Source organism: Ruegeria arenilitoris (assembly GCF_013032445.1).
Lineage (GTDB): Bacteria > Pseudomonadota > Alphaproteobacteria > Rhodobacterales > Rhodobacteraceae > Ruegeria > Ruegeria arenilitoris_F.
The window spans coordinates 1-14,402 of record NZ_WQCA01000017.1; the positions used below are offsets into that span (position 1 = coordinate 1).

At 55.0% G+C, this 14,402-nt stretch carries 9 protein-coding genes and 2 pseudogenes; 1 reads left to right on the forward strand and 10 read right to left on the reverse strand.

From position 1 onward, the window contains the following. Positions 1-240: 240 nt before the first annotated feature. The 5 genes and pseudogenes from GOW98_RS20365 to GOW98_RS20385 all read right to left on the reverse strand — a co-directional run bounded on the left by GOW98_RS20365 (position 241) and on the right by GOW98_RS20385 (position 7,837). Positions 241-906 (reverse strand): sugar transferase, encoded by a 666-nt coding sequence (locus GOW98_RS20365; RefSeq protein WP_170335488.1) that lies wholly within the window; start codon positions 904-906, stop codon positions 241-243. A 963-nt stretch (positions 907-1,869) separates the two neighbouring features. Then, entirely contained in the window at positions 1,870-2,919 is a 1,050-nt protein-coding gene (locus tag GOW98_RS20370; protein WP_170335490.1) for an NAD-dependent epimerase/dehydratase family protein, read from the reverse strand. A 451-nt stretch (positions 2,920-3,370) separates the two neighbouring features. Next, positions 3,371-4,268 (reverse strand): annotated as a pseudogene (locus tag GOW98_RS20375) (GDP-L-fucose synthase family protein). A gap of 4 nt (positions 4,269-4,272) precedes the next feature. Next, positions 4,273-4,968 (reverse strand): annotated as a pseudogene (locus GOW98_RS20380) (GDP-mannose 4,6-dehydratase); the annotation flags it as partial. A 406-nt stretch (positions 4,969-5,374) separates the two neighbouring features. Continuing rightward, positions 5,375-7,837 carry a CoA transferase gene (locus GOW98_RS20385; RefSeq protein ID WP_170335492.1) on the reverse strand — a complete coding sequence of 821 codons (2,463 nt, stop codon included), beginning with the start codon at positions 7,835-7,837 and terminating at the stop codon, positions 5,375-5,377. Between the two features lie 111 nt (positions 7,838-7,948). Here GOW98_RS20385 and GOW98_RS20390 point away from each other — a divergent pair, with 111 nt between their 5' ends. Further along, positions 7,949-8,866: a LysR family transcriptional regulator gene (locus GOW98_RS20390; RefSeq protein ID WP_170335494.1), complete on the forward strand. Its 918-nt coding sequence runs from the start codon at positions 7,949-7,951 to the stop codon at positions 8,864-8,866. Positions 8,867-9,034: 168 nt separating this feature from the next. Here GOW98_RS20390 and GOW98_RS20395 read toward each other — a convergent pair whose 3' ends face one another. From GOW98_RS20395 to GOW98_RS20415, 5 genes are all read right to left on the reverse strand, one after another. Then, positions 9,035-10,294, reverse strand: coding sequence for a HupE/UreJ family protein (locus tag GOW98_RS20395; RefSeq protein ID WP_170335496.1), 1,260 nt, complete (start codon positions 10,292-10,294; stop codon positions 9,035-9,037). A gap of 4 nt (positions 10,295-10,298) precedes the next feature. Next, complete coding sequence (locus tag GOW98_RS20400; protein WP_170335498.1) at positions 10,299-12,077, reverse strand: hypothetical protein; 1,779 nt, start codon at positions 12,075-12,077, stop codon at positions 10,299-10,301. After that, a complete protein-coding gene (locus GOW98_RS20405; RefSeq protein ID WP_217359665.1) occupies positions 12,028-12,837 on the reverse strand; it encodes an OprO/OprP family phosphate-selective porin in 810 nt (269 codons plus the stop codon). The genes GOW98_RS20400 and GOW98_RS20405 overlap by 50 nt, the downstream gene beginning before the upstream one ends. 68 nt (positions 12,838-12,905) lie before the next feature. Beyond that, a complete protein-coding gene (gene gntH / locus GOW98_RS20410) occupies positions 12,906-14,057 on the reverse strand; it encodes a guanitoxin biosynthesis MBL fold metallo-hydrolase GntH (RefSeq protein ID WP_367646875.1) in 1,152 nt (383 codons plus the stop codon). Continuing rightward, complete coding sequence (locus GOW98_RS20415; protein ID WP_170335503.1) at positions 14,047-14,238, reverse strand: hypothetical protein; 192 nt, start codon at positions 14,236-14,238, stop codon at positions 14,047-14,049. The genes gntH and GOW98_RS20415 overlap by 11 nt, the downstream gene beginning before the upstream one ends. Positions 14,239-14,402: the final 164 nt, after the last annotated feature.

A 14,402-nucleotide genomic window follows, 5' to 3' on the forward strand; every position in this document is an offset into this window, starting at 1 on the left:
ATAAACCCCTCTGACAAACCCAAAATCAATACACTCAAATTAATCAGGGAGTAAGTGTCTCGTTTTGCAACCAAGGGACGATTACATTGCACCACGCGATCAGGGTTGACGCAAGAACGCGCCATAAGGATGTGTAAGGCAGGGATTTGCCTATTTAGCCCACCTGAACTGCAGCGATAGCAAGACCGGCCTCTATCAAGAACTCTTGAGCCCGGGGTTTAGACCCGGATTGATGCTAGTTCAAGCCCCGCCGCGACGTAGCATGATCGACAGGGTCCGCCACACGATCCGAACCTCCATAGATAATCCAGTATTGGCGATATAGTACAGGTCTGCTTTAACTTTCTGACGGGTCGCGTCCGTGCCTTCGATGTATCCTAGTTCGACTTGCGCCCAACCGCTGATTCCCGGCCGTACGTAGTGTCGTGCCTGATATCCGGGCACGTGCGACAGGTAATTTCGGGCGTGCTCGATATAGTCTGGTCGTGGGCCGATTAGACTCATTTCACCCTTAAAAACATTGATAATTTGCGGAAGCTCATCAATGCGGGACTTGCGTAGGAAACGGCCAAGCGGAGTGATCCTATCTTCTTCCAATGGGCAGTTCGCACTTCGTGTGATCTTTTCGGTCGGGCGCATTGTCCGAAACTTGTATGCCGTGAAGGGTACGCATTTCCGTCCCATTCGCTCCTGTGAGAAGATCAATGGCCCTTTGTTCCAAAATGGGTTCAAGATGAGCAGGACAATTCCGCACAGCATCGTGAGTGGTAAAAGGACCAGTGCGCTGACCACGAGATCAAACACACGTTTTGCCAGAGTGAAGAAGACACCAGGGCCTGGCGATGCGGAACGCTGGAAAGTGTCAGATTCTGGGGCTTCTTGGTTAGGTGAGTCGAAATCAAACATAACGGTTGAAGGTCCTAAGCGCCGTCGCTTTAGACACGCATAAATAGAATCGAGTTCTCACTAAGTCTTTAGTAATTTTCTCTTTGGATCGTCAACAGTGCTGAATTACATTTTGAAAAAATTTTGTATAATTTATGCATTCGACCTACGAGTGATTAAAAAAACCAGCGTATGATCTGCCCGGCTTATTGGGGTCAGGACTTCGGTAACGGAGCCGTCTCAGTCAAGCTGTACTGCGCAGAATAATTGATCCGCCAATGCAGTGTAGCTTTTCCTTGTTAGTGTCCGCCCTGCTTTCTGTCACGGCCTTCGATTGAGATCCTTCGGGTACATGCTTCGGTTCGTGGTCAGCGCGACGGCTGCCAACATGATGCTGGTTCGATGTGTTTCCGATGTGCCTATCTCATAGGCGAGCTTGACGGAAGTCAGCGACGGTCCAGATCTCGGCATCATCGGAACCACGTCCCTGCGGGACCTCGAAGGTCTGCTGCCTGGCAGGCAAAGTATAGATCAAAAGGCGGTGTTCGGTGCCGCGCCGGGCTGGAATACGGTGCCATCGATCCACATTCGACGGAGAATGACTGCGATGCGCGAGGGCGACCATTGTTGTTTTCCGGCCTCAGCGTTGGGCGAGCTGGGCTGCCCATGTTTGGAGCCATGTCGACCGGTCGCGACTTATCATGACCACAGCCGGCCAGGCGATTTGCAAAGCAAATCTGCCGAGAGGAGTTGCAGCCTGACACAATGCTCACCTCGGATTGACATCCCCGGCCTTGGTCACGGTGCTCGTTTCTTAATCCCGCTGCTACGGCGCGATCTTGCGAATGTTGCAGGCCTCCTGCGGAGCCACGTGATCCGTGTGATCTGCTCCGGGCACCCGGGGTCTTCGCAAAAGCCAAGCCAGCAAGGGCGTTTATATCTTAATTTCCCAAGGGCTCGCGTTCTTTCAGAAAGAAAACACCGTTATTTCCCGTAATACTCCCGGAACCACGCAACAAATCGGGCGATACCGTCTTTGAAATCCGTTTGAGGGCGGTAGCCGGTCAGTTCCTGCAATAGCGTTGCATTTGCCCAAGTGGCTGGGACGTCACCCTTTTGCATTTCCATGTAGTTGCGAATGGCCTTTTGACCCAACGCGTCTTCGATTGCATCCACGAAGTCCAACAACCGCACCTTGTCCGAGTTTCCGATATTTACCACACGGTACGGTGCAACCGGTGAAAGGCTATCCCATTCAGGAATGTCATCCCGGCTGTTAGGCCGTTCTGGCGCCGCGTCGATCAGAAGGCGGATGCCGCGGACCAAGTCATCGACATAGGTGAAGTCTCGATACATTTCACCGTGGTTGTAGATGTCGATAGGACGACCATCCAGGATAGCATCCACGAACTTGTACAGCGCCAGATCGGGCCGCCCCCATGTGCCGTAAACAGTAAAAAAGCGGAACATCGTTGTCGGCAGGTTCCACAAATGCGCATAGGAGTGGCCCATGCTTTCATTAGCTTTTTTTGTTGCGGCATAGATGGTGAGCTGCGCGTCGGCCTTTTCTGTTTCAACAAAAGGCATGTCTTCATTGGCGCCATAAACCGAACTGGTTGAGGCCATCAGCAAGTGTTGTACCTCAAGTCGCCGTGCAGCCTCCATGATGTTGAATGTACCAACAACATTGCTGTCGATATACGAGCGCGGATTTTCGAGGCTGTAGCGCACGCCTGCCTGCCCAGCCAGGTGAACAATGACGTCTGGTTGAAAATCATCTGCCACGCGGTCGACAAGAGCGGCATCTTCCAACATCCCCTCGGTCGCGGCAAAGCTTGGATGCTGCAACAATTGCCCGTGACGCCGCCGCTTGAGGGCGACATCGTAATAATCGGTCATACCGTCGAAGCCATGCACGCGGAAACCTTCTGCAAGCAAAAGCTTTGCCAGATGGAAACCGATGAAACCGGCTGTGCCAGTCACGAGAACCCGTCGCTGATTGCCATTGGGCACGTTAAATTCCTTGTCCGACATTCGTTTTCCGTTTTCTGGAGATATCAATTTGGTAAGAAACTCTTTTCAAGGCGTCGAAGTATTCAGAAACCACGAAAGGTGGGTCACATTCAGGCGTCATTTTGCGTGGCTTGCCTAGCCAATTTCCGCTTTCTGCGGATAAGGCATATCCAGAAAACGTTTGCAAGGCTGCGTCAGGCTGTTTTCGCCGCATAGTTGTTGAAGAAGGCTGTTTGGTTCCTCAGCCACAACGTTGCGATAGCCCGGTATATCAGTGGGCGTGTCATAGGGCTTTATTGTGAAGGATGCTCGCACTTTTGTCGACCGATTGGCAGTCATATAAATTGGGAGGAATGTTCCATCATGACCCCTTGCGGACCATGATCGTTCCAGCTGGCTTGCGCGGCAGCGGCTGCAACCGTGTGGAAGAGCCGCCGTAGAACGGGATGAATGAGCGAACTCATTGAATCCACTATGTTCTAAAGGCGGTGGAGTTATCAAGAAACCAGCGATCAGTCTCGGCGATCCCTTCTTGCAGGGTGATACTTGCCTTCCATTCCAAACGTTCAAGACGGTTGACATCCATCAACTTGCACAGCGTGCCGTCGGCTTTGCTGAGGTCAGTGTTGATTGAACCTTAATATCCAACAGCGCGGGCGACTGTTTGGACCAATTTCAGGATTGTCACGTCGGTACCAGTCCCGACATTGATGTGACTTAGCATCGGCTCTGTTTCGCGGTCATATACAGTCTTGGGCAGGTCCAGCACAAAAAGGCTGGCGGCAGCCATGTCGTCGACATGCAAGAACTCGCGTCATAGTGTTCATGTGCCCCAGATAGAGACTTCGTCTGAGCCTGCTTCCCTGGCTTTGTGGAAACGGCGGCTCAGGGCAGGCAGGACATGGGAATTCTATGGGTGAAATTTGTCGCTTGGCCCATAGAGGTTTGTGGGCATAACCGAGCGATAATCCCGCCCGTATTGACGGTTATAGCTTTCGCATAGCTTGATTCCTGCGATTTTGGTGATGGCATAGGGCTCGTTTGGGATATATGCAGCTTGACCCCAATTGCCGCAGCGATTGAACGCCTGCAGCGTGGGTCTGATGGATCACATTGGCCTCGATCATCAAGTTTTCATAGATAAACTGTCCAAGATAGGTTTCGTTGGCCAGTATCCCGCCCACTTTGGCTGCGGCCAGGATCACCTGATCGGGGCGCTCCTTTGCCATGGAGGCCGCGACTTCCGCCTGATTGATCAGGTTCAACTCGGACGAGGTGCGCGTGACCAGCGTCACGCCTGCGCGGGTTTCAAGCGTCCGGCAGATCGCGCTGCCGACCATGCCGCGGTGGCCTGCGACGTAGATTTTCATCGCATCAGCCCTCGACATTCACAGGGACGTCCATGCCGTGTGTTTTAAGCAGCGCATGGCGACGGGCCGCCTTGAGGTCCTCGGTCACCATCTCTGCACACATTTCCTGGGCGGTTATCTCGGGTACTCAGCGAAGTTTTTCTTTGGCTTTTGAGGGATCGGCCAAAAACGCGTCCACCTCTGCAGGCCGGAAGTGGCACGGGTCGATGCGCATCACGACATCGTCAGGTTTTATGGCTGGGGCCATGTCCGAAGTAACGGCAGAAACGGTCGCGATCTCTTCTGCACCTTCGCCGCTGAATTCCAGATCTATTCCCAACTCACGTGCGGACCAGGTGATGAACTCGCGCACGGCGTACTGTTTGCCAGTGCCGATAACAAAATCCTCGGGCCGGTCTTGTTGCAGCATCATCCACTGCACCCGAACATAGTCTTTCACGTGCCCCCAGTCGCACAGGCTGTTGATATTGCCCATGTAAATACAGTATTCGAGCCCTTGGGCGATATTGGCCAAACCCCGTGTAATCTTGCGGGTGACAAAGGTCTCACCGCGGCGCGGGCTTTCGTGATTAAACAGGATGCCATTGCAGGCATACATGCCATACGCGTTGCGATCTTTCACGGTGATCCAAAAGGAATAGAGCTTGGCCACCGCGTAGGGAGAGCGCGGATAAAACGGCGTCGTCTCGCGTTTCGGGGTTACAGTCAAATTCTTTTTTTCTGACCGTCACCCATGCTGGGAACCGCAAGTCAATCAGCCCTGACCCCATGTTATTCCATCTGATTGGTATCACGTATCCGATGAACTATCCGTCAGGCATCCACGCCCCCCCTTTCAGGGGCACATATCTGCCGAACGCCGATCCGACGCAGGTGACGGTGGGCGTCACATGGCAGAGCCTTCAGCGGTTGGAAGCAAATGAACTAAAACCATGGCGGCACCAGCGCTGTCTGCTGAAGAATGCAGCCTTATGGGTCGGGAAATCCTTCCATACTGACAGCCATTGCTTGTTTGGGCATAAATCATCCCGCTTGGATGAAGCGCAAACTTTTCCTTTGGAAGTGGTAGCGGGCGGGCCCCCTTGGGTCCGCCCGTTAAGGACCGGCTATTCGGGTAGATATTTTTCCGACCAACTTGTGCCTGCGGCCCCGGCAGCGATCAGTTCGTCAATCTGCGGGCCTTCTAAGCCCAGCCGCTCCAGAATGGTCCGTGTGTGCTGCCCGTACTTCGGCATGGGCCCCGGAATACGGATCTTTCCAGATTGCGGCCGCACCGCATTTGGGGCAACCAGATCGCACCAGCGGCCCATAGGGTGTTGATCGTGCCGGATGACGCGGAAGGTCGCATCTGAAAGATCGATGTCACCCGAGCTTTCAAGCTGCAGAGCTTTGTCGCGTGTTTCGTGCAGGGACGCGAGCGGGACAACCGTGCTCTGACCTACCGAGAATGCCTTTTCCCAGAACGAAAGGGGCCGCGTTTTGAACCGCTCTGCCAAGGCTTCATGTAGATCGTCCAGCGGTACCTCTTCCAGGTCCGCCAGCTCCGGGACACGGGCAAGCGCAGTCCGCTGTTCTATTGGTGCGGCGAAGAACAACCACTGATCCGCAGCTTCATAGCAATGATAGAACGGCCCCCAACCCAGCGCCTCGCGGCCCGCGGGTTCGTCAAACGGCGCGCGGCCTTCATAGTCATACATGAACTGCGCCTGAATGAGGTTACCCGCCGCTGCCAGAGACGCGCGCGCAATGCCACCTTTCCCGGTCTCGCGTAGCCGCAGCAGCGCACCACCCAGCGCCGCACAGGCGCAAAAACCAGTCAGAACGTCGATTGTTCCGAAGTGAGCATGTTCTTCGGGTGTATCCATGCCGCCGCCAAAGCGTACCATGACGCCGGTCGCCGCCTGCGCCAGGTCATCATAGCCCAGGTGATCGGATTTCGGCCCCCGCATCGGCCCGCCGAACGCGTCCAACTGAACCAGAATTAGGCGCGGGTTGATCGCGCTGAGCCGTTCGAGGGAAAGCCCCAGCTTGTCGCGCTGCTCATCCGTGCCGTTCATCGTGATCACGTCGGATTCGGCTATGAGCTTGGCCAGAACCTGTTGCCCTTCGTCACTGCGCAGGTTCAGCAGGATACTTTCCTTGCCTCTTTGGGCGTGGATGCCAAATACGACCGTGTTCCAGGGATCGACCGAGGGCTCAACCGGTTGTACCAGTGTCACTTCTGCCCCATAGCGCGCCAGAGTTGAACCGATGGTCGGCCCCGCAATGACATTGGCCAGGTCCAGAACCTTGAGGCCGTCCAGCCAACCACTGCTGCCAGTGGTGCCGCTGGCGCGCGGTGCCGCGGCAAGCAACGCGTCCAAATCCGCAGCCGTCGGCCCGCTCTTGTCTGCCGCCGCGTCATCCCCTGACAGCCAAGCCACGTTGCCCATCTGGCGCATCTCGCCGTGGCGCGCATCTGCGACCCGCAGAACCAGACCAGAGGCCAGTGCGTGGGGATCGGCCAACCATTCCTTGCTGAACCGCTGCGCGGTGGCCGGGGCTTTGGCTGTGCCGAACAGCTCTTCCCACTCATGCGCGGGGCGGGTCAGAAATGCCTCTTTCATCGCCGAGGATACGCGTGCACGGTCAGAGGCCCCAACCGGGTAGTTTCGCATCGACCATTCAGCGGGCCAGTCCTTGGTGTCCAGATAAGCAGAGAAATCAGGCAACTCATCCGCCAGATCCTTGAGCCCCAGCGTCTCCAGCACGCGACGCGGGTGCGTGGAGATCGAGCCCGAGACAACATAGAACCCTCGCCCGTCGGCGCAGGTATATGTGCGGTAAAACGGATCGAGGAATTCGGACAGCTCATCGAACTCGAGATTCATTGGCAAGCCTTCAGCCGCGCGCCGGTCCAGCTCAGTTTCGCGCGGGGACTTGTAACGCTCTGGGTAGTCCTCGATCTGTTCGCAATTGTAGATCAGGCCTTCCAGCAATGCGGCGGCCAGCGGCACCTCTATATGATCCCCGCCGTTACGTTCACGCGCATTCAGGGCGAACAGAACCGACATGGCCCCAAAGCTGGCGCCATAGGCCGAGGCCAGCGTCAGCGGCGTGAAGGACGGGTTAATCCCCATCAGCCGTCGGTTCAGGCCCATATCGGTGAATTGCCCGGTATAAGCGGCGATCACGGCCTCCCACGCGGGCAGTTTGGCCAGTTCCGCATCGGTCGAGGCGAAGCCGGGCATGGAGAGATAAATCAGTTGATCATTGGCGGACCGAAGCACATTTGGCCCCAGACCAAGACGATCCATCACCCCCGGTCGAAAATTCTCGATCACCACGTCGGCACGTTTGGCCAATTCTATCGCGGTCTCTCGTCCCTGATCTGTTTTCAGATCCAATGTCAGGGTTTTCTTCCCGCGCGAAATCATCTGAAAGGCCGGGTCGTCAAAGGCAGGGCTGTCTGGCGGGTCGATCCGAATGACCTCGGCCCCCATGTCGGCCAACATCATGCCGACAAGAGGGGCGGCCAGATATTGCCCGAAATCAAGGACGCGAATGTGGGACAGGGGACGGTGGGTCATGAGAGCTTCACACAGACTTTTCGTTAGGGGCTTGCGATTTCGGCTCAGATGAACGGCAAACCCGCTGAAAGTACACTGGTCAAAACATCATGCAGTGTATAACAAATTGTTATGGAAAGAGTAATTCGCCCAATCTCTGGCTCACTGAATGCCTTGCTGGTTCTTGAGGTCGCCGTGCGCCATGCCAGCTTGTCCCGCGCGGCCGAGGAACTTGGGCTCAGTCAACCTGCTGTTTCAAGGCACATTTCAACGCTCGAAAGCCGTCTGGGGCAGGCACTTTTCGAACGCAACAACAACCAGATTGTTCCCTCCACCGCCGCCGTCCGGCTGGCCGACGCTGTGGCTCTGGGCTTTGGTCATCTGGATCAGGTCTGGACCGAGATTTCGGCGCCCCCCGACCGGCAGGAGGTGACGCTGGCCTGCTCTTTCGGCTTTGCCGACCAATGGTTGATGCCGCGATTCTCGGACCTTCGGGAGTATTTGGGTGGATCAAAAGTGCGGGTCGTCACAACCGACCAGTTGGGCGATATCGACCTGAGCCGATTGGACGCCGCCGTGGTCTGGGATACTGACGGATTGCCGGATCGGCCGTTCATTCCGCTGATCAAGTCCGAAGTGTTCCCCATCTGCAGCCCTGATTTTCTCGCTGCCTACCCGGAAGCAAAGGACAACATCTCACAGCTACCGCCGTCGCTTTTCCTGCATTTTGATGTCAGGGAGTCCGGCTTTTTGACTTGGCAAGGGTGGTTTGACCGTATGGGACTGCAAACACCGTTTTTTGATCGGAAACCCGAATTCGATGCCTATCCTTTCCTGTTGCAATCAGTCCGGCGCGGGGAAGGCGTCGGCTTGGGTTGGCATGGTCTCGTCGATCAAGCACTGGCCAATGGTGAAATTCTACAGCTCGGGCCAGCCATTTCCGACCGGAACTATTCCTATTTTTTACAGCACCGACCATTTCGCGATGAAAATGGCGCTTTGGCGCGTCTGACGGCTTGGTTCGAAGCGGAAGTTTCCGACGGTTCCTAAATCGAAGCTTAGGGGATTGCCGGGAAAAGGTCCCTTAAACATCTCTTGCGTCCGCCCTTCGCAAGGGTTCCCCACCAGTGGAATTGCACTGCCGCCCCAATCTGCGGTGGCAGTCTACGAAACATCGCAGGTTTCGCGGACTATCGAGAAACTCACCCGTGAAACGCATCACAGGAAATACTCGGCCCGCTCAACGACCCAGACCATTGCGATCAGGCAGGCACAGGCGGCGACTGCAGCGCGAGAGCTGGCCCAGATGCGACCGGGTTGCCTACGCAAAAACAGCACCAGCGGCCAGACCAAGAGAACAATCATCAATTGCCCAAACTCTACACCGACATTGAATGCCAGAAGGCTGTGCCAGACGTTCGGTGCGTCAACACGCAGAATCTGATGCAGCATGAAAGAAAAGCCGAACCCGTGCAGCAATCCTATCCCCGAAGTGATAGCAAAAGCCCTCAGGTCCCCGTGACCACGCTCTGGTGGTCGGACGGCCATCACCGCAGCGTAGATGATCGACAGCGCAATCGCCAATTCGACAGTGGGGATAAACCACGCACCACTCGGCGCGAAACCAAAGAAGCCAAGGATCAATGTCACCGTGTGGCCAAGGGTAAATCCGGTGACGCGCGCCAGAAGACTGTGCAGGTTCAGAGCCCCGATGATCATGCAGAGTACAAACAGAACATGGTCGGGGCCTTCCAGAATGTGGCGTATCCCCTCAACGAAAAACGTCGATGCAGCAGCGGTGACCGACCCGGATATATTTACCGGATCATGCATAAGGCCGGTTGCCCGAAATGTTCGAACGTCCTGTCCGTTGTAATCCAGGATCAGGTTCGCAGTATCCTCCTGTCCCTCCAGACCGGGGTTCGAGTTGTACGACACGCCGTATTCCTGAACTTGCCCCGTTGCAAAATGCAGGTGCAGATCTACCATGAAAGCACCGACATAGGTTTCTTCGGTCGTGGAAAAAATGTCTCCGGCAGCCAATGCCGCGCGTGCTTCGTCCAACGACGCAAAGCCGGGTTCCTGACCTAATGGATGCAGGCGGATTGCAACAAGATTTGCGTCCTGTTCCTGACCATGTACCGTTAGTGAAAAGGCCTTGATGGCAATGCGTGCCAGACCGCTCGGATCACTCCGTACCGCACTCTGATCTACATAATGCATCAATACGCCGTCTTCGATTTGGTTGTACGTGTACGGCGCGGGCATGGGCAACCCATCCGGACCTTCGGGGCCAACAAGTTCGGCCACCAGATAAGGCATCGGCAACCGAAGATAGACGTCAAGACCATCGTCAGAATGAACCACGTGATGGATGCGTACATTCTGATTCAGGTTGAAATGCGCCGCTGCCTTGTCAGGAGACACGAAGGTAAAGGCCGCCAGTATTGCAAGAAGGAGACACTTCAGATTTCGCATGGGTTTATCCTTCTGCTTTGGCACTGATGATCGTCAGGCCATCAAGCTTCCACCGATCACCAGATCTCGAGATGTCGAACATACCGCGGTAGAGGACCGCCCGCCTGTGCAGATGTCCCCAATGTCCTCCGCTAACCTCAGCTGTCCAATTGGCTAGGACTTGGTGCTGATTATTGCCTGTGTCAGCAGAAAATCTTTCTACTTGCAGATCTGAAATATCGTCCACCCGTGCCAATGCGCCCGATGGGAGAGTGACCGACAGTCCGCGACGCATTTCTGTTCCGACATCGTTGCGATTGCTAACGTCAACAAAGGGCTCAAGCGCGTCTTTGAACTGCACATCCCGAGGTTCCAGCATCGCGGCGCTGATATTGGTCAGGAAACTATGCATCACTTGATGAGACGCGGCTTCGTCCTGGGTGGGTGCAGGTACGAATGGTAAGGGTTGTTTTTGAGGAAAGGTTACAATCGCAGCTGCGCTGGCAGCGCCGCACACGCCAATAAGAAACAGACGTTTTTTTGCCGTGCTCTGACTTGCAAGAGCGGCACAGATGAACGCTGCGATGCCCAATGCCATTGCGACTAGCGGCATCTCGGGTAAGCCTGCCGTTTTCACGATCACCGGACGCGTTTTTGGATCTTCCCACTTCGTCAGATGGTTTTGCCAGACCACTGTGGGATCCGAACGGTAAACCTGCGATGGTACGCCGCCTGCCGGGTCAGTTAATGTTATTGGAATGACGTCCAAACCCTCGGGGAACAGCTGCCAAGTCATTTCAACGCGATTGGCCAGTGATCGGTTTGGATAGGATAAAACGACGCCCAGTAGCATCGTCTTGCGCTTTGCTTCAGCCTCGTCCGGTAGAACTAGCAAACCTTCCGCACCGACTTTGATGCGTGACACTTTCACGGCCTCAGGCTGCACTAATGTCCCATCGATGGTTACGGGGATTTTGTTCTTGAAGAATGCGGCGGCTGCGGACTTGATGCTTGCCACATCTTCACGCGTCAATCGGTGCGTTCCACCAAGGTCAAGGCCGGACCACGCCTCAAAATCCTGGAGACGAAAGATGATCTCGTGCCGCACCTCTCTGGGTTCCATGGTCAGAAATGACATTAGCGGGGACTTGTGGTGGCGGGTCAGGTTCGGGTTTTCAAATACGGTGAACCAGGGATCATCCCAATCAGGCAACATTGTTTCGGCTTGCGACAGATAACGGTAATCCGTCACCGGTACGCCGAGGTGCTCGGCGACTACGCCAATTGAAGCTAACGGAATCCCATCATTGTTGAGAGGCGGAGTAAATGTGATCCGTTCCGGAGGGCGCTCGAATGGAAACTCCATTTCCACGAAGACGACTTTTTCGCTGCGTGGTCGCGGGGATACGAATGTGCTGGCCGCAGTTTGGCGCAGGACCCGTGGGCGAACATCTATTGTGTTAACTACACGCGGCAATTCAGAACCGTCAGCTTCAACATGGAAGTTTTGCGCCGTACGTTCGGCCAAGGATATGCCGGAACCATCATCGGCCACCACGAACAGCGGGTAGGAATTCAGATCAATTTCGAGGGCAACCCTGACATGGTCCGCTTCAACTGAAAGTTCAACAAAGTTCGGTGCTGTCTCACCACCGTATGGCGAAACAAGGTCAGCCAGGAGGGGCTTCGGGGTGAACGCCACAAAGATCATGCTCGCGAGACCAAATAGCCCAGCTGAACTACGCTTGGCAGCGTCAGAAATGAAACGCGACAGCAGCGTATAAACCGTTCTGATCAACATCATAGGCGAACTCCCCATCCGAGCGGTCAGTGGAATAGTCAATTCCATAAAACTGATAACCAAACCGCAGGGACGTGTTTTCCCAACCTTTCCAGTCGAAACCGGCCAGAACCAGGTATTGTAGGTCATCTCCGTTCACACCAAAGCCGCTCAGTTGGGCGCGGCTGGCAAAGCTCCATTTATCGTTGATTTCGACCGCATAACGCAGCGCGATCATCGGTTCGAACCAGTCTTCTGTTCCACCCAGGGTTACACCGGGGCCAGGACCAGCTATGTCGATCTCTTGTTTTAGACGGTTCCACTGAACACCGATTGCGGCGTCTGCTGCATAGCGCCGCCCAGACGCATTAGCCCCATGCGCGAACCGGTAGGCTCCCTGAACGTTGACAAAGGTTTGCCGGACATCAACATCGACGTCCGCCCTGCCGCCGGGCAGAGTTCCGTCATCACCAAGCCGAACATAATACGCCTCGGAGATGATCCCGAAATCTCCGTTCCAACCCTCGTAACGGACCGAGGCTGCGCCTTGTAAAACGTCAAAAACTTCGCTCAGGTTCAGGTCCAAATCGACACTTGTTCCGGCTATTGTGGACGTGCCCCTAGTGCTGAGCGGAAGGAATAAATAAGGCGTAATCGAATGCCGCCAACGTCCTTCGTCTTCCTGTGAGCGTGCCAAAGACTGAGCACTTGCCATTGGGGCTGCAGCGATAGTCAGCCCAACAACGAACATCTGTAGTGACGCCAATTTCCTGATTGTTTGCATGGGTATATCTCAAGCCAGAGTCCGATTGACCGGAGCGCTTCAAAGTCATGTGCCGGTTCTTAATCATCTTATTCGTCGCCCGGGTACGGAAACTCTTGCCCTACTGCTTCCGAGGCTTCCTCGAAGATCGGGCGAAGGACATCGTCCACGTCGTCATATCCTTGTTTCGTAAAGTCTGAAAATTGCATTGCTTCCAAAGAAATGCCTGAACGCTCTGCAAACTCCGCTTTGTCGTCCTGCGACGGTGTTTCTGCGGGGGCGGCCAACGGAGGTGACCAGGTACGCTCTTCAGTTACCGCCATACGAACCGTGATGTCGTCCTTGGTTACGTTCCAGACCATGAAATCGTCGGCCATGCTAAGGGGGCCATCATAGGTCGACCGAATGCGTTCATAGACGCCGGAAGATGTGTCGAAATCGTTGAAGAAGTGATAGGCAACCGCCATACGAGGTTGGATGTCGCTCATCACCTTGCCGAAAGCTTCGGGGGCTGTGTGCACCTGAGTCCCCACAAGCAAAGCAGACTCGGGCGTGAACTTCATCTTAGTAACCAGTTCGGGCACCGCTATAAAACACTCGTGAATCGCAAGGTCAGCGTTTTTCGCATATTCCTTAAACCACTTGTTGGGATAGGTGTCCGAACTGAAGACGAACTTCAAACCATTCCATTCCAGAGCATAGCTGACAGCACCGTCAATTGAGTGAATGGCCGGAAAGGTCCTGATCTGCACCCCATTTTCGTCGTAGATAACCTCGTTTTCCAGCTTGTAGTCAAACTCGGTCACGTCCATCGAATAGCCTCGGAAATCGACATTTCCTGCGCGGCCAGCAAGGTCCCAAGTCAACATTTTCTGCATGTGATCAAGCGCATATGCGGTACCTAATTCTTCGGCTGGGCCGCTCGGTCCCCAGACGCGAAGCGGTACGTTCCGGCCCATCAATGCACCGCCAATGAACAGATCGTGCAGCGCGCCGAAATGGTCGGTGTGCAGGTGACCAATAAAGACCTTGTCCAGATAATTATAGGGAATCTGTAGGGATGAGATCCGTTCGGCCGAACCGGAACCGATATCGAACAAGAACTTGTCTCCATTGCCCAACTCAACAAGGAAACACGCCGCAGCCTGTGCCGCTCGTGTTGTGGGCATGCCGGTTCCGCATGCAATTACCCGCATCTCGTCCTCGGCGAGATCTTCTGTGTTCGGGTAATTACGCTTCACGCGGACGGTCGCGAACCTTGGTCGGAGAGACCTCTTCGGTCTCTTGTGCGTAGGCAGCGCTTGGTGACAAAAGCTCAATAGCAGCCCCGGTAATGGATTGCGGGGCAACAGCCCAAGCGCCAAAAGCCATGCCAATCGCGAAATGTTTGCTAAATACCGGAAAGTGCGAAAGTCGTACCATAGTCTCTTTCCCCCTTTTGGACGAACAAGATGGCGGCATGAGCTTTTGTCGGAAATGTCACACAACCGGTGTAATCTCAGGCGATTGTGCGACTTACCCCGCACACACGTAAGTGACTCACGGTGAAAATTAAGGTGACTCACGCCAGTTTAATTGCAAAAATC

Excerpts from the sequence above, each read along its gene's own strand:
- GOW98_RS20395 (WP_170335496.1), bottom strand. The coding sequence starts at position 10,294 with ATGCGAAATCTGAAGTGTCTCCTTCTTGCAATACTGGCGGCCTTTACC.
- GOW98_RS20400 (WP_170335498.1), bottom strand. The coding sequence starts at position 12,077 with ATGATGTTGATCAGAACGGTTTATACGCTGCTGTCGCGTTTCATTTCT.
- GOW98_RS20385 (WP_170335492.1), bottom strand. The coding sequence starts at position 7,837 with ATGACCCACCGTCCCCTGTCCCACATTCGCGTCCTTGATTTCGGGCAA.
- GOW98_RS20370 (WP_170335490.1), bottom strand. The coding sequence starts at position 2,919 with ATGTCGGACAAGGAATTTAACGTGCCCAATGGCAATCAGCGACGGGTT.
- GOW98_RS20405 (WP_217359665.1), bottom strand. The coding sequence starts at position 12,837 with ATGCAAACAATCAGGAAATTGGCGTCACTACAGATGTTCGTTGTTGGG.
- GOW98_RS20390 (WP_170335494.1), top strand. The coding sequence starts at position 7,949 with ATGGAAAGAGTAATTCGCCCAATCTCTGGCTCACTGAATGCCTTGCTG.
- GOW98_RS20415 (WP_170335503.1), bottom strand. The coding sequence starts at position 14,238 with ATGGTACGACTTTCGCACTTTCCGGTATTTAGCAAACATTTCGCGATT.
- GOW98_RS20365 (WP_170335488.1), bottom strand. The coding sequence starts at position 906 with ATGTTTGATTTCGACTCACCTAACCAAGAAGCCCCAGAATCTGACACT.